The organism is Vandammella animalimorsus (assembly GCF_002285285.1).
In the GTDB taxonomy this organism is placed as follows: Bacteria; Pseudomonadota; Gammaproteobacteria; order Burkholderiales; family Burkholderiaceae_C; genus Lampropedia; species Lampropedia animalimorsus.
In genome coordinates this window covers 200,794-218,286 of the sequence record NZ_NSJF01000003.1, presented here as the reverse complement: position 1 = coordinate 218,286, position 17,493 = coordinate 200,794, and the positions used below count along the sequence as shown (strand labels likewise).

The window sequence follows — 17,493 nt, the reverse complement described above, 5'->3', positions numbered from 1 at the left end:
ACTGGCATCACGGGTGTGCGGCTTGTTTCTGGTGTTTCCGATACGGACGTCATTTCCGATGCTGACGCTGCTGTCATTTCGGCCTGATGGGAGCAGCACTTTGCGCTGCGCTGAAGGCGGCCTGTTCATCAATCAATATGCGGGCGATCTCAAACCCGAAGTGCAACATGCTAAAACGGGCAAGCTGCACAGAAGGCAGCACGACACAAGCAACTGCAGCCAGAGTAGCGCATCACTCTGGCGTCGCTGTACCAGCAGGGCTTGAGCCACAGGGCCACGGCTACCTTGATGGGGTGTGCAGTCCCTGCGACATCAGCCGTGAGTGGTGCCACAAATCGCCGCGAGCAAATCTCACGCACACTCAAACGCGTGTACCCCGATGATCGCGCTTGACACATCTTGCTGCGAGAGCACTGACACCATCGTCTACGCCAACCCCAGAGGTGAGTTTGCGCAAGCAATTCATTGCCTGGCTGGGCCAGGGCAAGAGCACGCTCAGGCCACATGGGCAGCTAAAGACAAACGGCAAACGCAGGCAAATTTCCGGGATGGTCAGCATCCATCTGCGCCCGTACCCCTTCGCCCGTTGCCATGCCGACTCATGGCTGTGCACTGGCTGGGCGATCTGATCAAGGGCGCGTGGGCCGGCGCCGTTCTTGCATTGGGCCTCGTCAACATGGGCAATCCGATAAAGCAGCTCTGTTGGGGGCTTCTGCGGCTTGTTCCACTGCGCGCTGTCCCCTCTCGCGTTCTCTGGCTGCTCATGTTCTTTCTTGTACTTTCCTGCTGTGTAATGCCTTGATTTCCCAATGAAAAAGGCCGCTAGGTGGTCTTTCCTAGCGGCCTTTGTACAAGGTATTGGTGGAGCTGGCGGGAGTTGAACCCGCGTCCGCAAGCCTTTGCCGGGCAGTTCTACATGCTTAGTGGTCTGTTTTGATCTCGCCGGGTCGATCGCGCAGCCACACGCTATCGATCAGGCCAGCATCCTTGGGTCTCGCCACATGCCAAGATGCCCGGCATGTGGCCAGCTGATGTGAATTCACTTGCAGCCATTACCTTGCGGCTTTGGCCCAGCCCATCAGCGAGCTGTTGCAAGTCTCGCCGGATTTAGGCGGCGAGTGCGAAACGATCGTCGTTTGCAGTTAGTTTAGTGAATCGAGATTTACGAGCGTGACTCAAGCTCGGCATGCGCCACTCCAGATCCGTACCCACGTCGAAACCAGGACAGCCCCGAAGAAGAAGCGATTCTAGTCGATTCCCAGTTTTTGCAGAAGTTCCATCGGTGCTTGGATGCTGTGGTCGGCGGCCCATTGCGCGGGGTTTTCGCCTGGGGCGATGTAGCCGTACAGCGCGGCGATGGTGCCCATGCCGGCGCTGCGGCCGGCTTGCATGTCGCGCGGGTCGTCGCCGACGTAGATGCAGTGTGCCGGTGCGATGTCCAGCCGCCGGGCTGCTTCCAGCAGGGGCTCGGGGTGGGGCTTGGTGTGTGCGGTGGTGTCGCCGGCCACGAGCGCGGCGCAATGCGCCAGCGCCGGGGTCTGGGCGACGATGGGGCGCGCAAAGCGCTCGATTTTGTTGGTGACGATGCCCCAGCGGATGCCGCGTGCCTGCAGCCGCTGCAGCATGGGCGCGACGCCTTCGAAGGCCTGGGTGCCCGCGCCCAGGCACTGGGCATAGGTGTCGAAAAATTCTTCGCGCAGCGCTTCGAATGCGGTGTGCGCAGGGCCTATGTCCAGGCCGATGGGCAGTAGCCCGCGCGCACCGCTGCCCACGTGGGGGCGATAGCGCTCCACGGGCAGGGTAGGCAGCCCGCGTTGGGCACGCATGTGGTTGAGGGCTTGAGCCAGCTCAACGGCGCTGTCGATCAGGGTGCCGTCGAGATCGAACAAGACGGCGCGAATGTCGTGCTGGCGCGGTGCTGACATGATGGTGGTGCAAATGCGTGCAGGCGTGAACGAGCCATGAGTCGCTAAACATGGCTTGAGTCAGGGCCATGCGATGTGGGGTTTTGGCAATGCGCCATCAAATTGGCTTGCGTGCTGCCAGCATGTAGTTGACGTCGGTGTTGTCGCTGAGCCAGTAACGGTCGGTGAAGGGGTTGTATTGCAGCCCCTTGCTGGCCTGCAGGTCCAAATCGCTGCGGCGCAGCCAGCTGGTTAGCTCGGCGGGGGTGATGAATTTGGCGTGCGAGTGGGTGCCGCGTGGCAGCAGGCGCAGGATGTATTCGGCGCCGAGGATGGCAAACAGCCAGGATTTGGCGTTGCGGTTGATGGTGGAGAAGAACAACCAGCCGCCGGGCTTAGCCATGTCGGCGCAGGCTTGCACGATGGCGGCAGGGTCGGGCACATGTTCGAGCATTTCCATGCAGGTGACCACGTCGAACTGTGCGGGCTGCTCGGCCGCGAGGGCTTCAGCGCTGATGGAGCGGTATTCGATGTTTGGGGTCTGCGCCTCCAATGCGTGCAGGCGCGCCACACTGAGTGATTTGTCGGCCAGGTCGATGCCCAGCACCCGCGCGGCGCCAGCGCGCGCCATGGCATCGGCCAGGATGCCGCCGCCACAGCCAACGTCTACGATGGCCCGGTCTTGCAGGCTGCCAGCGGTTTGCACAATCCAGTCCAGACGCAGCGGATTGATGGCGTGCAGCGGGCGGAATTCGCCATTGGGATCCCACCATTTGTGGGCCAGGTCGGAGAATTTTTTCAGTTCGCCAGCATCGGCATTGTCTGGGAGTGGTGTGGAATCCATGCGGCGATTATGCCCGTAAGCCAGGGCTGCGAAATGTGATGCGAGAGGTGGCGGGCGTAAAAAAGCCCCTGCAGGCTGGGCATGCAGGGGCTTTTGAATGGCGGGAAAGCCAGGATTAGCGCACGCGCTGTTCCAGTGCGGTGCCGACCACTTCGATTTCCACGCGGCGGTTTTGTGCGCGGCCTTCGCGGGTCTTGTTGGTGGCCACAGGCTGCTTCTCGCCCTTGCCTTCAGCGTAGATGCGGTTGGCGTCGATGCCCTTGTTGACCAGGTAGGCCTTGACAGTGGCAGCACGGCGCTCGGACAGGCCTTGATTGTACTTGTCGGAGCCGATGGAGTCGGTGTGGCCAGTTGCAACGATGACTTCCAGACGGAAGTTTTCGGATTGCACGCGGCGGGCCAGCTCGTCGAGCTTGGCGCGGCCTTCGGGCTTGAGCGTGGACTTGTCGAAGTCGAAGAACGCATCAGCAGCAAAGGTTTCCTTGATCCACTGGGGCTCAGGAGCTGGCGGGGGAGCAGGGGGCGTTTGCGGAGCAGGTTCCGGAGCCTTGGCAACCAGAGCGCCATCGCAGCCCAGGGCAGCGGTGGCCGGCGTCCAGAAGGCATTGCGCCAGCACAATTCGTTGGTGCCGTTGACCCAGATCAGCTCGCCGCTGCCGTTTTGCCAGTTGTCGATCACGTTGCCGCCATCAGCAGCTTGCACGCGAACTTGGGAGCCGTTGGCCAGAGTGGTCTGTGCGTGTGCGGCGGCTGTTGCGAGTGCAGCAGAGGCAAACAAAACCGCCACTTTGTTGAGTTTCTTCATGGTTCTCCTCTTGGGGGAAAGGGCCGCAGCCTCGCTGCGAAAAAAGAACGTTTTCGGTGCTTGCACCAAGAACGCTGGAGCCGATTGTGCCATAGCGCATTGCGCGCTTGCCACTGTTAATGTCCTGTTGGCGCGGCACAAGGGCGGAAACTCAGCTGCTGTGTTGCTAGCTTGCAACATTGGGTGCAGGGCTACAATAAACAGCTGTTTTTTATATCTTGTGTACTTGCTGGGGTGTCATGACCGAATTTGCCAAAGAAACCCTGCCCATCAGTTTGGAAGAGGAGATGCGCCGCAGCTACCTGGATTACGCCATGAGCGTGATCGTGGGGCGGGCGCTGCCCGATGCGCGCGATGGCCTCAAGCCAGTGCATCGCCGGGCTCTGTATGCCATGCGCGAGCTGGGCAACGACTGGAACAAGCCCTACAAGAAGTCGGCCCGTATCGTGGGCGATGTGATCGGTAAGTACCACCCGCACGGCGACAGCGCGGTGTACGACACCATCGTGCGCATGGCCCAGCCGTTTTCGCTGCGCCACATGCTGGTGGACGGGCAGGGCAACTTCGGCTCGGTCGATGGCGACAACGCTGCGGCCATGCGTTATACCGAGGTGCGCCTGACCAAGATCGCCCACGAGCTGCTGGCCGACATCGACAAGGAAACCGTGGATTTCGGCCCGAACTACGACGGTTCGGAGCAGGAGCCGCTGGTGCTGCCGGCGCGCTTTCCCAATCTGCTGGTCAACGGCTCGGGCGGCATTGCCGTGGGTATGGCCACCAACATCCCGCCGCACAACCTGTCGGAAACCATCAACGCCTGCCTGCACCTGCTGCACAAGCCGGAGGCGGACATCGACGAGCTGATGGAATTCATGCCCGCGCCGGACTTCCCCACCGGCGGCATTATTTACGGCATGAATGGCGTGCGCGATGGCTACCGCACCGGGCGCGGGCGGGTGGTCATGCGCGCCAAGGTGCATTTCGAGGACATCGACCGCGGCCAGCGCCAGGCCATCATCGTCGATGAGCTGCCCTACCAGGTGAACAAAAAGACCTTGCAGGAGCGCATGGCTGAGCTGGTGCACGAGAAAAAGCTCGAAGGCATCAGCCACATTCAGGACGAGTCGGACAAATCCGGCATGCGTCTGGTGATTGAGCTCAAGCGCGGCGAGGTCGCCGAGGTGGTGCTCAACAACCTCTACAAGCAAACCCAGTTGCAGGATACCTTCGGCGTGAACATGGTCGCGCTGATCGACGGCCAGCCACGCCTGTGCAACCTCAAGGATTTGCTGCAAGTCTTTCTGGAGCACCGCCGAGAAGTCGTCACGCGACGCACGATTTTTGAATTGCGCAAGGCGCGCGAGCGCGGCCACGTGCTCGAAGGCCTGGCCGTGGCGCTGGCCAACATCGATGAGTTCATTCGCATCATCCGCGAATCGCCCACGCCGCCGGTGGCCAAGGCCGAGCTGATGGCGCGCAGTTGGGACAGTCTGATCGTCAAGCAAATGCTCACCCGCGCGCGCGAGGACGGCAGCGTGGTCAACGCCGACGACTACCGCCCCGAATCGCTGGGCCGCCAGTACGGCCTGGGGCGCGATGGGCTGTACCGCCTCTCCGAAGTGCAGGCCGAGCAAATCCTGGCCATGCGCCTGGCGCGGCTGACCGGGTTGGAGCAGGACAAGATCGTGGCCGAGTACAAAGAGGTCATGGCGCAGATCGAAGACCTGCTGGACATCCTTGCCAAGCCCGCGCGCGTGGCCGCCATCATTGGCGAGGAGCTGGCCGCTATCAAAACCGAGTATGGCGAGACCAAGCTGGGCGCGCGCCGCAGCCAGATCGAATACAGCGCGCAGGATCTATCCACCGAAGACCTCATCACCCCCACCGACATGGTGGTCACGCTCAGCCACACCGGCTACATCAAGAGCCAGCCGCTGTCCGAATACCGCGCGCAGCGCCGTGGCGGGCGCGGCAAGCTGGCGGCCAGCACCAAAGAGGACGACTGGATCGACCAGCTCTTCATCGCCAACACGCACGACTACATCCTGTGCTTTTCCGACCGTGGGCGGCTGTACTGGCTCAAAGTCTGGGAGGTGCCCGAAGGCTCGCGCGGCTCGCGCGGGCGGCCCATCGTCAACATGTTCCCGCTCGAAGACGGCGAAAAAATCACCGTCGTGCTGCCGCTCACCGGCGATGCGCGCACCTTCCCCGAGCACCTCTACGTCTTCATGGCCACGGCCAAGGGCACGGTGAAGAAAACCGCGCTGGCTGAGTTCAGCAACCCGCGCAAGAAAGGCATCATCGCCGTCTCGCTCGACGAGGGCGACTTCCTCATCGGTGCGGCGCTGACCGATGGCGCGCACGATGTGATGCTGTTCTCCGACGGCGGCAAGGCCGTGCGCTTTGACGAGAACGACGTGCGCCCGCTGGGCCGCAACGCCCGTGGCGTGCGCGGCATGAACCTGGAAGAAGGCCAGCGCGTGATCGCCATGCTGGTGGCCCAGGCCGAGGGCGACCCCAGCGCGCAAAGCGTGCTCACCGCCACCGAAAACGGCTATGGCAAACGCACCGCCATTGCCGAATACACCCGCCACGGCCGTGGCACCAAGGGCATGATCGCCATCCAGCAATCCGAGCGCAACGGCAAGGTCGTTGCCGCCACGCTGGTTGGCCCCGAGGACGAAATCATGCTCATCACCGACACCGGCGTGCTGGTGCGCACCCGGGTGGCGGAAATCCGCGAGCTGGGCCGCGCCACCCAGGGCGTGACGCTGATCGCGCTGGACGAAGGCGCCAAGCTCAACGGCCTGCAACGCATCGTCGAAAACGATGCCAATAGCGAGCGTGACGAGCGCGGCGAGGCGGGCGAAAGCGAGGGCCAGGGCGCCGCATCCCCGCCGCCGGTAGAGGGCCATGCTGGCGATGCTGCCCCCAATGCCGCTGGCGACGACGAGGCCAGCCCCCCCGAAGAAGGCGGCAGCGCCTGATGCGCTTGGGGGCGATGCCAAGGCCGGGGTCGCTGGCCTTGGCCGCCCGCCCTGCCGCATAGGCCGCATAGGCCGCCCATCCCCCCACGCATCCCGTTCAGGCCATGTACCAGCCGCGCCACTTCCAGCACAACGACACCGCCGCGCTGCACGCCTTGATGCAGGCGCAGCCGCTGGCCACCTTGGTCACTCTGGCCCAAGGCGGCGCGCTGGAGGCCAACCACATCCCCTTGCACCTGAGCGCCGACGAGGGCGAGCTGGGCGTGCTGCGCGGCCACATCGCCAAGGCCAACCCGCTGTGGCGCGAGCACCCTGAAGGGGCCCAGGCGCTGGTGATTTTTCAAGGCCCGCAGGCTTACGTCAGCCCCGCGTGGTACGCCACCAAGGCCGAGACCGGCAAAGTCGTGCCCACCTGGAACTACCTGGCCGTGCACGCCTGGGGCGCGCTGCGCGTGGTGCGCGATGCCGATTGGCTGATGCAGCAAGTGCAGGCGCTGACGCAGCAGCAAGAAGCCGCTTTGGCCCAGCCCTGGCAAGTGGGCGATGCGCCGGCGGACTACATCGACGCCATGCTGCGCGCCGTGGTCGGCATCGAAATGGTCATCACCCGCCTGCAAGGCAAATGCAAGGCCAGCCAGAACCAGCCCGAAGCCAACCGGCAAGGCGTCATCGCCGGGCTGCAGGCCAATGGCACGGCCATGGCTCACGAGATGGCCCAACTGATGCAAAGGAGCGCTCCCAATGTCCCATGAGGTTTATGACGCCCGCCGCAGTCGCTATGTGGACGTGGGCGATGCCCGTCTGTTCGTGGCCGAGGCTGGCGACCCGAACGGCGAGCCGCTGTTGCTGCTGCACGGCGGCCTGGGCGATGCCTACGACTTCCGCCGCATCGTGCCTGAGCTGCCGCAGCAGCTGCGCCTGATCGCGCTGGAGCTGCGCGGCCAGGGCCGATCCAGCCGGGGCGCGGCGCCGTTGCGCTACGTGCAATACCAGGCCGATGTGCTGGCCGTGCTTGATCAATTGCAGATTGCCAGTGCCCGCGTGCTGGGCTTCAGCGATGGCGGCATCGTCGGCTACCGGCTGGCCGTGCATGCGCCGCAGCGCGTGCGCGCCCTGGTCACGGTGGGCTCGCAATGGCGGCTGCTGCCCGATGACCCCTCGCTGCCGCTGCTGCATGGTCTGAACCAGGCCGATTGGCAGGCGCGCTTCCCGGCCGTGGTGGCGCGCTACGAGGCCGGCAACCCCCAACCCGATCTGGGGGCGCTGATCGACGACATCCGCGCGCTGTGGCTGGACACCGACCCGGCCACCGGCTATCCCGGCGAGCAGGTGCGGCAGATCAGTGCGCCGGTGCTGATCGCCTGCGGCGACCGCGATCCCTACATGCCGCTGGACGAGGCCCTGGCGCTGCGCGAGCGCATTGCGGGCGCCGGGCTGCTGTGCTTGCCCTTTGCCGGCCACGGCGCTCACGTCGAAGCCAAGGCGGCCTTTCTGGCCGCCGCCAATGCATTTCTCACCCACCCTGAAGGCCGCCCGCGCCAGCGCTGAGCGCCGCAGGCTGCCACGTTTGTTTTTTAACCCCGACCATGCCCACCAATAATTCGCGCCCCTACAACTTCTCCGCCGGCCCGGCCGTGCTGCCTGAAGAAGTCCTGCAAACCGCCGCCGCCGAAATGCTCGACTGGCACGGCAGCGGCATGGGCGTGATGGAGATGAGCCACCGCGGTCCCGAGTTCATCGCCATCTATGAAAAAGCCTTGCGCGATCTGCGCACGCTGCTGGCCGTGCCCGAGCATTTCAAGATCCTGTTCATGCAAGGCGGCGGCCTGGGCGAAAACGCCTTCGTGCCGCTGAACCTCTCGCGCGGCGGCGTGGTGGATGTGGTCGTCACCGGCGGCTGGAGCCAGAAATCCCTCAAGGAAGCGGCCAAATACGCCACCGCCCGCTGCGCCGCCAGCGGCGAGGCGGGCGGCTTTACCGCCATCCCCGACCCTGCCACCTGGCAGATCAGCCCCGATGCGGCCTATCTGCACATTTGCAGCAACGAAACCATCCACGGCGTGGAGTTCCACGAGCTGCCCGATCTGGCGGCGCTGGGCGCGGACATTCCGCTGGTGATCGACTGCTCCTCGCACATCGCCTCGCGCCCCATCGACTGGAGCCGCGTCGGCCTGGCCTTTGCCGGGGCGCAGAAAAACCTCGGCCCCTCGGGCCTGACCATCGTCATCGTGCGCGAGGATTTGATCGGCCACGCCCTGCCCATCTGCCCCAGCGCCTTCGATTACGCCACCGTGGCCAAGAACGACTCCATGTACAACACCCCGCCCACCTGGGGCATTTACGTTGCCGGGCTGGTGTTCGACTGGGTGCTGCGCCAGCAAGAAGGCGATTTGACGGGCCTGGCCGCCATCGAGGCGCGCAACATCCGCAAGGCCGGCAAGCTGTACGATTTTCTGGACGCCAGCAGCTTTTACCGCTGCCCCGTGCAGCCTGCCGCGCGCTCGCGCATGAACGCGCCGTTCTTTTTGGCCGATGAAAGCCGCAATGCCGATTTCCTCGCCGGGGCCAAGGCGCGCGGGCTGTTGCAACTCAAGGGCCACCGCTCCGTGGGCGGCATGCGCGCCAGCCTTTACAACGCCATGCCCGAAGCTGGGGTGGATGCGCTGATCGCTTATTTGCGTGAGTTCGAGCAGCGCGCTGCATGATGCGCGCCGCCTTGCGGCCCACGTGGCCTTGAGGGCCTGGCCCGATTGATTTCCCCCTTGCTTTGCATGAACAAGACCATGACCGAACCCGTTGCTACCCCCGAGCTGCTGGCGCTGCGCCAGCGCATCGATGCGCTGGATCGCCAACTGCTTGAGACGCTGAACCAGCGCGCACGGGTGGCGCAGGAGGTTGGCGAGCTGAAGAAGAAGGAGGGCAGCACTTTTTTCCGCCCCGACCGCGTGGCCCAGGTGATCGAGAAGATGCAGGCGGCCAACGCCGGGCCGCTCAAGGATGGCCATGTCTCCGCCATCTGGCGCGAGATCATGTCGGCGTGCCTGGCGCTGGAGTCGCCCCAACGCGTGGCCGTGCTCGGGCCCGAAGGTACATTTTGCGAGCAGGCGGCGCTGCAGTACTTTGGCGGCGCGGCCGACATCGTCTACTGCAACAGCTTCGACGAAGTGTTCCATGCCACCCTCTCTGGCAATGCGCAGTACGGCGTGGTCGGTCTGGAGAACTCCAACGAAGGCGTGGTCACGCGCTCGCTGGACTTGCTGCTGCAATCGCCGGTGCACATGGTCGGTGAGGTCAGCCTGCAGGTGCGCCACAACCTGCTGCGCCTGCGCGGCGATGCCGAGGGCATCGAGGCCGTGCTGGCTCACCCGCAGGCGCTGGCACAATGCCATGCCTGGCTGGCCAAGCACTTGCCGCATGCCGAGCGCAGGCCCGTCTCCAGCAACGCCGAGGGCGCGCGTCTGGCGGCCACCAATCCAGCCTGGGCCGGCCTGGCCAGCGAGCGCGCGGCCACGCAGTACGGTCTGCACATCGTTGCCCCGGCCATTCAGGACGATGCCTACAACCGCACCCGCTTTGGCATCATCTGCCTGCCGCAGACCATGCCCATGCCCGAGCCCAGCGGGAGCGACTCCACCAGCCTGGTCATTGCCGTGCCCAACCGCCCCGGCGCAGTGCACGACCTGCTCACGCCGCTGAAAAAGCACGGCGTGTCGATGACGCGCTTTGAATCGCGCCCGGCGCGCACCGGCCAGTGGGAGTACTACTTCTACATCGACATTGACGGCCACCCCGGCCAGCCCGAGGTCGCTCAAGCGCTGCAGGAGCTGCGCGGCCTGAGCGCTTTCTTCAAGCTGCTGGGGGCTTATCCCGTCAAGGACTGACTGCGCGCAGTCTCTGCGCTGCGCCAATTGATGGCATTCATTTCATGGCAAAAACATACAACCAACTTGGCCTGATCGGTTGCGGGCTGATGGGCGGCTCGCTGGCGCTGGCGCTCAAACGGGCCCAGCTCGTGCGGCATGTGGTCGGCTACAGCAAGTCACCCTCGACCACGGCGCGCGCGCGGCAAATGGGCGTCATCGACACCGAGGCGCTGTCGGCCATGCAGGCCTGCGCCGGCTCTGACCTGATCGTGCTGGCCGTGCCGGTGGCGGCCACGGCCGAGATGTTCAAGACCATCCGCCAATTCGTGCAGGCCGATGCGCTGACCATGGATTTGGGCTCAACCAAGCAGGACGTGGTGCAGGCCGCCGAAAAACTGCTGGGCTGGAACGCCCAGTACTTCGTGCCCGCGCACCCGATCGCCGGTAAGGAACGCTCGGGCGTGGAGCATGCCGATGCCGCGCTCTACCAAGGCGCCAAGGTGGTGCTCACGCCCACGCCGGCCACCGACCTGAACAAGGTGCAGGAGGCCCAGGCGCTGTGGACGGCGCTGGGCGCGCAGGTACAGGTGATGTCGGCGCTGGAGCACGACAGCGCCTTGGCCGCCGTCAGTCACCTGCCGCATCTGGTGGCCTTTGCCTACGTCAACAGCCTGCTGTCGCAGCGCGACAGCGAGCAGTTGTTGCGCCTGGCCGGGCCTGGCTTTCGCGATTTCAGCCGCATTGCCGCTGGCGATCCGGTGCTCTGGCGCGACGTGCTGCTGGCCAACCGCACCGAAGTCGCTGGCCGGCTGCGTGAGTTGGTGTTGAGCATCCAGGAGTTCCAGCGCGCGCTGCACGCGCAGGATGCCCAGGCGCTGGAAAAGCTCATCGCCAGCGCCAGCAGCGCGCGCGGCCAGTGGCAGCAGCACTGAGCCTTGCCGCCGTCGAGCGGCAACCTCTCTGGCCCTTCATCGCTTTGCTGGCGCAGCCCCTTGCGCCCCCTTGCCCATGTTCTCCATCCCGTTTCTCGATCTCCCGCCGCTGTGCGCGGCACATGGCAGCGTGGCGTTGCCTGGCTCCAAGAGCATCTCCAACCGCGCGCTGCTGCTGGCGGCGCTGTGCGAGGGCCAGAGCACCGAGCTGCACGGCCTGCTGGACTCGGACGACACCGAAGCCATGCTCGGCGCGCTGCAGGCGCTGGGCTGCCGCATCGAGCGCTTAGATGTGCCGTCAGGTGCGCTGCCAGGTGCGCCCGGCGCGCTGCGCATCACGGCGCTGCGCCGCGCCGCACTGCCGCAAAGCGCCGAGCTGCACCTGGGCAACGCCGGCACAGCCATGCGGCCGCTGACCGCTGCGCTGGCGTTGCTGGCCGGTGCGGGCCAGCAATTCACCCTCACCGGCGTGGCGCGCATGCAGGAGCGCCCCATTGGCGATCTGGTCGATGCGTTGCGCCAGCTCGGCGCTGACGTGGCCTACATCGGGCGCGAGGGCTATCCGCCGCTGCGCATCGGCGCAGCCCAGGCCGGGGCGCAGGGCGAGGGGCCGCTGTGCGTTCGCATTCGTGGCGATGTCTCCAGCCAGTTCCTCACCGCCATGCTGATGGCCTTGCCGCTGGCGGCGCAGCAGCGCGATTGCTGCATCGAGGTCGTGGGCGAGCTGATCTCCCAGCCCTACATCGCCATCACGCTCAATCTCATGCAGCGTTTTGGCGTGGTCGTGGCCAATGAAGGCTGGCAGCGCTTCACCATTGCGGCGGGCAGCCGCTACCAGTCACCCGGCCGCTTGGATGTGGAGGCCGACGCCTCTTCGGCCAGCTACTTCATCGCGCTGGGCGGCATCGCCTGCGACCCAGCCCAGGGCCAGAGCCTGACCATCCAGGGCGTGGGGGAGGACTCGATCCAGGGCGACATCCGCTTTGTCGAAGCCGCACGCCAGATGGGCGTGCAGGTGCAGGCTGGCCCCAATTGGCTGAAGGTGCAACGCGGTCGGTGGCCGCTGCAGGCCATTGACATTGACGCCAATCACATCCCCGACGCGGCCATGACGCTGGCGGTGATGGCCTTGTACGCGCAAGGCACGACGCGCATTCGCAACATCGGCAGCTGGCGCGTCAAAGAGACCGACCGCATCGCCGCCATGGCCGCCGAGCTGACCAAGCTGGGCGCGCGAGTGGACAGTGGCGCGGACTGGATCGCCATCACGCCCCCGGCCGATGCCGGGCAGTGGCGCGCCGCCACCATTGCCACCTACGACGACCACCGCATGGCCATGTGCTTCTCGCTGGCGGCTTTCAACCCGGCGCGCTTGCCGGTGCGCATCCAGGATCCGCGCTGCGTGGGCAAGACCTTCCCCGAATATTTCGAGACTTTGTTCAGCGTGGTGCAGGCCCATCCCGGAGCCGTGCCCGTGATCTGCATCGACGGGCCCAGCGCCTCGGGCAAGGGCACGCTGGCGGCGCAGGTGGCGCAGCGCCTGGGCTATGCCGTGCTGGACTCGGGCGCGCTGTACCGCGCAGCCGGGCTGGCCGCGCGCCACGCCGGGCTGACGATCGAGCCCGCCCATGCTCAGGCCCTGGCAGCGCTGGCGCGCGGCATGGCGCTGGTGTTCGAGGGTGAGCGCATCTGGCTGGACGGCCAGGATGTGAGCGATGCCACCCGCAGCGATGCGGCCAGCCGCGACGCCTCGCTGATCTCGGCCCTGCCCGAAGTGCGCCAGGCCCTGCTGGACTGGCAGCACCAGGCCGCGCGGGCGCCCGGTCTGGTGGCCGACGGGCGCGATATGGGCACGGTGGTGTTCCCGCAGGCGCAGCTGAAAGTGTTTTTGACGGCCAGCGCCGAAAAACGCGCTGAACGCCGCTATAAGCAATTGATTTCCAAAGGCTTTACGGCTACACTTGCCGACCTTCGCGCCGAGCTTGAGGAGCGCGACCGGCGCGATGCCACGCGCCCGGTCGCCCCGCTGGCTGCTGCTGCCGACGCGCTGATGCTGGATAACTCCGAGCTCAGCATCACCGCCGCCACCGAGCAGGTGCTGCAGTGGTGGGAGCAGCGGCAGCCGTTTGCGGCCAGCGCCTAAAACCCGGCTGCGAAGTTCGCCCAGCCAGCTTTTGGCTGGTTTTTTTCATCATCCCCCAGGGCTTCGGCCCACACTGCCGGCTGCCACGGTAGAAACGCCCAGCAATGGTGCTGGCGGAAGCGGGCAGCCTGGCCAAGGAAACACATGTCTGAATCTTTTGCCGCCTTATTCGAAGAGTCTCTGCAGCGCACTGAAATGCGCCCCGGTGAGGTCATCACCGCCGAGGTCGTGCGCATCGAGCACAACTTCGTGGTCGTGAACGCTGGCCTGAAGTCCGAATCCTTCATTCCGCTGGAAGAGTTCAAGAACGACCAAGGCGAGGTCGAAGTCCAGGTCGGGGACTTCGTCTCCGTGGCCATCGGCTCCATCGAAAACGGCTACGGCGACACCATCCTCTCGCGCGATACCGCCAAGCGCCTGGCCTCTTGGCTGGCGCTGGAAAAGGCGCTGGAATCGGGCGAATTCGTCACCGGCACCACCTCTGGTCGCGTCAAGGGCGGCCTGACCGTGCTGGTCAACGGCATCCGCGCCTTCCTGCCCGGTTCGCTGGTCGATACCCGTCCGGTCAAGGACTTGACTCCGTACGAAAACAAGACCATGGAGTTCAAGGTCATCAAGCTCGACCGCAAGCGCAACAACGTGGTGCTGAGCCACCGCGCCGTGGTCGAAGCCTCCATGGGCGAAGAGCGCGAAAAGCTGCTGGCCACCCTCAAGGAAGGCGCCATCGTCGATGGCGTGGTCAAGAACATCACCGAATACGGCGCCTTCGTCGATCTGGGTGGCATCGATGGCCTGCTGCACATCACCGACATGGCATGGCGCCGCGTGCGTCACCCCTCCGAGGTGGTGCAGGCCGGTCAGGAAATCACGGCCAAGGTGCTCAAGTTCGACGCCGAGAAGAGCCGCGTCTCCCTGGGCCTGAAGCAAATGGGCGAAGATCCGTGGATCGGCGTCTCGCGCCGCTATCCGGCCAATACCCGCCTGTTCGGCAAGGTCACCAACATTGCCGAGTACGGTGCTTTCGTCGAGCTCGAACCCGGCATCGAGGGCTTGGTGCACGTCTCCGAAATGGACTGGACCAACAAGAACGTTGCGCCTTCCAAGGTCGTCTCGCTGGGCGAGGAAGTCGAAGTCATGGTGCTGGACATCGACGAGGACAAGCGCCGCATCTCCCTGGGCATGAAGCAGACCAAGGTCAACCCCTGGAAAGACTTCGCCCAGAACACCAACCGTGGCGATCGCGTCAAGGGCCCGATCAAGTCCATCACCGACTTCGGCGTGTTCGTCGGCCTGGCCTCGGGCATCGATGGCCTGGTGCACCTGTCGGACCTCTCCTGGAACGAGCCGGGCGAATCGGCCGTGCGCAACTACAAGAAGGGTCAGGAAGTCGAGGCCATCGTGCTGGCCGTGGACGTGGACCGCGAGCGCATCAGCCTGGGCATCAAGCAGCTTGACGCCGATCCGTTCACGACCTTCGTGTCCGTCAATGACCGTGGCCAGGCCGTCACCGGCAAGGTCAAGAGCGTGGACGCCAAGGGCGCCGAGATCGAACTGGGCGAGGACGTGACCGGCTACCTGCGCGCCTCGGACATTTCCGCTGACCGCGTCGAGGATGCCCGCAACGTGCTCAAGGAAGGCGACGAAGTCACCGCCGTCATCACCAACATCGACCGCAAGAACCGCAGCATCCAGCTGTCCATCAAGGCCAAGGACGCCGCTGATCAGCAAGAGGCTCTGGACCACCTGGCGCAGCAATCGGTTGGCAATGCCGGCACGACCAGCCTGGGCGCGCTGCTCAAGGCCAAGCTCGGCGGCGCTGTCGAAGAGAAGTGATGCCGTGACGGCCAGCACACGCCCCCATGATTGAGGGCTGTGCGCACGGCCATCCGCTGGTAGTCAGTCAGCAGGGCCGGGCCTGTATGGCCCGGCCCGCTCACATTGCAGGCGGATGCCGCCCAGGCCGCATGGAATGTCGTACTGGACGCTGCGAGCCATGACCCGATCCGATCTCGTCGAAGAACTCACTGCCCACTTCAGCCAGCTGAGCCAGACCGATGCCGAATACGCGGTCAAGGTGCTGCTGGAGGCCATGGGCGATGCTCTGGAGCAGGGCCATCGCATTGAAATCCGCGGCTTTGGCAGCTTCACCGTCAACCGCCGCGCACCGCGCACTGCGCGCAATCCGCGCAATGGCGCGGCCGTGCAAGTGCCCGAGAAGCGCGTGCTGCACTTCAAACCCGGCAAGGCTTTGCGCGAGGCAGTGGATCAGGCCGCCAAGCAACAGGCCACCAAGCCACAGTGACACTGGCCCGGCAGCCGTTGTGCAGCAGTGGGTATGATGGCTGGCGTTGCTTGCATCCTGTGCTTGCCGCCGCTGTTGAGACCCATTGCCCATTCCCATGAAATACCTCGTGTGGCTGCTTCGGGCAGCCTTTTTCTTTTTATTGTTCGCCTTTTCGTTGAACAACCAGCATCGCGTGACCGTGCATGGCTTTTTCGGCCTGCAATGGCAAGGACCGCTGGTGTTGGCCATGCTGGTGGCGTTTGCACTGGGCCTGGCACTGGGCCTGGCCACGGCGATCGGGCGCTGGCGCCGTTGGCGCCAGCATGCAGCCTCGGCGGCCATGCCCAGCATGTTTCAAAGCAGCGCCTACCAACCCAGCATGTACCCTCCCACCATGCCGCCGGGCGCAGGCGTGCATCAGGCCGGGGCTCGCCGCGCGGCAGGCGGACAGGGCGCACAGGAGTAAGCATGGATTTCGAATGGAGCTGGCTGTTGCTGGGCCTGCCGCTGGCCTTCATGCTGGGTTGGCTGGCCTCGCGCCTGGATTGGCGTCAAATGCGCGTGCTGCAGCGCAGCTCGCCGCGTACCTATTTTCAAGGCCTGACCTATTTGCTCAACGAGCAGCAGGACAAGGCGATTGACGTCTTCGTCGAGGCGGTGCAATCCGACCCCGAGACGATTGAGCTGCACTTTGCCCTGGGCAGTTTGTTTCGCCGCCGTGGCGAATACCACCGCGCTGTGCGCGTACACGAGCACCTGCTGGCCCGCGCCGACCTCAGCGCCGCTGATCGCGCGCGCGCCCAATGGGGGCTGGCGCAGGACTACCTCAAGATCGGCCTGTTCGATTTCGCTGAGCAGGCCCTGCAACCATTGATTGGCACCGAGCTGGAGCCCCAGGCCCAGACGGCGCTGCTGTACGTTTATGAACGCCTGCGCGATTGGCCGCAGGCCCTGGCGCTGCTCGAACGCATTGATGCGCAGGCCAATAGCGCGCCTGGCGCCGATGCCGCTGGCCGGCAACCCAGAATGCTCGGCCGCCAGGTGCACTACTGGTGCGAACAGGCCCAGCAGGCCGCCCGTGCGCGCGATTACCCGCAGGCCCAGGCGTTGCTGCAGCAGGCCCAGGCGCAGGCCAGTGCACTGGCCGCAGCCGGTGGCGCGCAGCAGCATGTGCGCCCGGCCATGGAGCACATCCAGCTGCTGCAACAGCAGGGCCAGCATCTGCAGGCCTTGCAAGCTGGGCTGGAGCTGGCCCGGCAGCAGCCCGAGGCCATGCCGCTGGTGGCCTCCTGCGTGCGTGAGCTGCTGCCCCGTGTCGATGCGCAGCAGCCCGCGCTGCAGCAGCTGCACACACTGCTGCGTGCGCAGTACCAGCGCGAGCCCAGCCTGGACGTGCTGCTGACGCTGGTGGCCATCGAACAGCGCCTGGGTTGGCCGCAGGCCACGCAGTGGTATGTGGAGCACGTGCGCCGCCGGCCCTCGCTGGTGGCGGCAGCGCGCTGGATGCAGGCCCAGTTCGATAGCCTGCAAGGCATTGCCGCGCAAGAGGGTGGCGACAGCGCCGCCGCCGTACAGGCCTCGCTGTACAAGGCCTTGCAACCACGCCTGCACTACCGCTGCACGCAATGCGGCTTCGAGACCCAGCATTACTTCTGGCAGTGCCCCGGCTGCCAGAGCTGGGAGAGCTTCCCGCCCCGGCGGGTGGAGGAGCTATAGCAACACCGGCGCAGC

General features: G+C 65.2%; 14 protein-coding genes and 1 other RNA gene. 11 read left to right on the top strand and 4 right to left on the bottom strand.

Annotation, left to right across the window (positions count from 1 at the left end; genetic code table 11):
• Positions 1 to 859: 859 nt before the first annotated feature.
• The 4 genes from ssrA to ompA all read right to left on the bottom strand — a co-directional run bounded on the left by ssrA (position 860) and on the right by ompA (position 3,553).
• Positions 860 to 1,232, bottom strand: a transfer-messenger RNA (tmRNA) gene (gene ssrA, locus CK620_RS07465).
• Positions 1,233 to 1,247: 15 nt separating this feature from the next.
• Positions 1,248 to 1,925 (bottom strand): phosphoglycolate phosphatase, encoded by a 678-nt coding sequence (gph, locus tag CK620_RS07460; RefSeq protein WP_095549769.1) that lies wholly within the window; start codon positions 1,923 to 1,925, stop codon positions 1,248 to 1,250.
• A gap of 97 nt (positions 1,926 to 2,022) precedes the next feature.
• A complete protein-coding gene (ubiG, locus tag CK620_RS07455) occupies positions 2,023 to 2,748 on the bottom strand; it encodes a bifunctional 2-polyprenyl-6-hydroxyphenol methylase/3-demethylubiquinol 3-O-methyltransferase UbiG (RefSeq protein WP_095549768.1) in 726 nt (241 codons plus the stop codon).
• Between the two features lie 115 nt (positions 2,749 to 2,863).
• Positions 2,864 to 3,553, bottom strand: a complete 690-nt coding sequence (gene ompA, locus CK620_RS07450) for an outer membrane protein OmpA (RefSeq protein WP_095549767.1) — start codon at positions 3,551 to 3,553, stop codon at positions 2,864 to 2,866.
• 239 nt (positions 3,554 to 3,792) lie between these two features.
• Between ompA and gyrA the strand changes: the two genes are divergently transcribed.
• From gyrA to CK620_RS07395, 11 genes are all read left to right on the top strand, one after another.
• On the top strand, positions 3,793 to 6,540 hold the full coding sequence (gene gyrA / locus CK620_RS07445) for a DNA gyrase subunit A (protein WP_095549766.1): 2,748 nt from the start codon (positions 3,793 to 3,795) through the stop codon (positions 6,538 to 6,540).
• Between the two features lie 104 nt (positions 6,541 to 6,644).
• Complete coding sequence (locus tag CK620_RS07440) at positions 6,645 to 7,292, top strand: FMN-binding negative transcriptional regulator (protein ID WP_095549765.1); 648 nt, start codon at positions 6,645 to 6,647, stop codon at positions 7,290 to 7,292.
• Positions 7,282 to 8,088: an alpha/beta fold hydrolase gene (locus tag CK620_RS07435; protein ID WP_095549764.1), complete on the top strand. Its 807-nt coding sequence runs from the start codon at positions 7,282 to 7,284 to the stop codon at positions 8,086 to 8,088. The genes CK620_RS07440 and CK620_RS07435 overlap by 11 nt, the downstream gene beginning before the upstream one ends.
• A gap of 38 nt (positions 8,089 to 8,126) precedes the next feature.
• A complete protein-coding gene (serC, locus tag CK620_RS07430; protein ID WP_095549763.1) occupies positions 8,127 to 9,245 on the top strand; it encodes a 3-phosphoserine/phosphohydroxythreonine transaminase in 1,119 nt (372 codons plus the stop codon).
• Between the two features lie 78 nt (positions 9,246 to 9,323).
• On the top strand, positions 9,324 to 10,421 hold the full coding sequence (gene pheA, locus CK620_RS07425; RefSeq protein ID WP_095549919.1) for a prephenate dehydratase: 1,098 nt from the start codon (positions 9,324 to 9,326) through the stop codon (positions 10,419 to 10,421).
• 44 nt (positions 10,422 to 10,465) lie between these two features.
• A complete protein-coding gene (locus CK620_RS07420; RefSeq protein WP_095549762.1) occupies positions 10,466 to 11,335 on the top strand; it encodes a prephenate dehydrogenase in 870 nt (289 codons plus the stop codon).
• Between the two features lie 76 nt (positions 11,336 to 11,411).
• Entirely contained in the window at positions 11,412 to 13,478 is a 2,067-nt protein-coding gene (locus CK620_RS07415; protein WP_095549761.1) for a bifunctional 3-phosphoshikimate 1-carboxyvinyltransferase/cytidylate kinase, read from the top strand.
• Positions 13,479 to 13,622: 144 nt separating this feature from the next.
• Positions 13,623 to 15,311 carry a 30S ribosomal protein S1 gene (gene rpsA, locus CK620_RS07410; RefSeq protein ID WP_095541473.1) on the top strand — a complete coding sequence of 563 codons (1,689 nt, stop codon included), beginning with the start codon at positions 13,623 to 13,625 and terminating at the stop codon, positions 15,309 to 15,311.
• A 160-nt stretch (positions 15,312 to 15,471) separates the two neighbouring features.
• Positions 15,472 to 15,780 (top strand): integration host factor subunit beta, encoded by a 309-nt coding sequence (locus CK620_RS07405; protein WP_095549918.1) that lies wholly within the window; start codon positions 15,472 to 15,474, stop codon positions 15,778 to 15,780.
• Between the two features lie 97 nt (positions 15,781 to 15,877).
• Entirely contained in the window at positions 15,878 to 16,228 is a 351-nt protein-coding gene (locus CK620_RS07400) for a lipopolysaccharide assembly protein LapA domain-containing protein (RefSeq protein WP_095549760.1), read from the top strand.
• Positions 16,229 to 16,230: 2 nt separating this feature from the next.
• Complete coding sequence (locus CK620_RS07395; protein WP_095549759.1) at positions 16,231 to 17,478, top strand: tetratricopeptide repeat protein; 1,248 nt, start codon at positions 16,231 to 16,233, stop codon at positions 17,476 to 17,478.
• Positions 17,479 to 17,493 lie beyond the last annotated feature (15 nt).

Coding starts and splice junctions, on each gene's coding strand:
- gph (WP_095549769.1), bottom strand. CDS start 1,925: ATGTCAGCACCGCGCCAGCACGACATTCGCGCCGTCTTGTTCGATCTC.
- ubiG (WP_095549768.1), bottom strand. CDS start 2,748: ATGGATTCCACACCACTCCCAGACAATGCCGATGCTGGCGAACTGAAA.
- ompA (WP_095549767.1), bottom strand. CDS start 3,553: ATGAAGAAACTCAACAAAGTGGCGGTTTTGTTTGCCTCTGCTGCACTC.
- gyrA (WP_095549766.1), top strand. CDS start 3,793: ATGACCGAATTTGCCAAAGAAACCCTGCCCATCAGTTTGGAAGAGGAG.
- CK620_RS07440 (WP_095549765.1), top strand. CDS start 6,645: ATGTACCAGCCGCGCCACTTCCAGCACAACGACACCGCCGCGCTGCAC.
- CK620_RS07435 (WP_095549764.1), top strand. CDS start 7,282: ATGTCCCATGAGGTTTATGACGCCCGCCGCAGTCGCTATGTGGACGTG.
- serC (WP_095549763.1), top strand. CDS start 8,127: ATGCCCACCAATAATTCGCGCCCCTACAACTTCTCCGCCGGCCCGGCC.
- pheA (WP_095549919.1), top strand. CDS start 9,324: ATGACCGAACCCGTTGCTACCCCCGAGCTGCTGGCGCTGCGCCAGCGC.
- CK620_RS07420 (WP_095549762.1), top strand. CDS start 10,466: ATGGCAAAAACATACAACCAACTTGGCCTGATCGGTTGCGGGCTGATG.
- CK620_RS07415 (WP_095549761.1), top strand. CDS start 11,412: ATGTTCTCCATCCCGTTTCTCGATCTCCCGCCGCTGTGCGCGGCACAT.
- rpsA (WP_095541473.1), top strand. CDS start 13,623: ATGTCTGAATCTTTTGCCGCCTTATTCGAAGAGTCTCTGCAGCGCACT.
- CK620_RS07405 (WP_095549918.1), top strand. CDS start 15,472: ATGACCCGATCCGATCTCGTCGAAGAACTCACTGCCCACTTCAGCCAG.
- CK620_RS07400 (WP_095549760.1), top strand. CDS start 15,878: ATGAAATACCTCGTGTGGCTGCTTCGGGCAGCCTTTTTCTTTTTATTG.
- CK620_RS07395 (WP_095549759.1), top strand. CDS start 16,231: ATGGATTTCGAATGGAGCTGGCTGTTGCTGGGCCTGCCGCTGGCCTTC.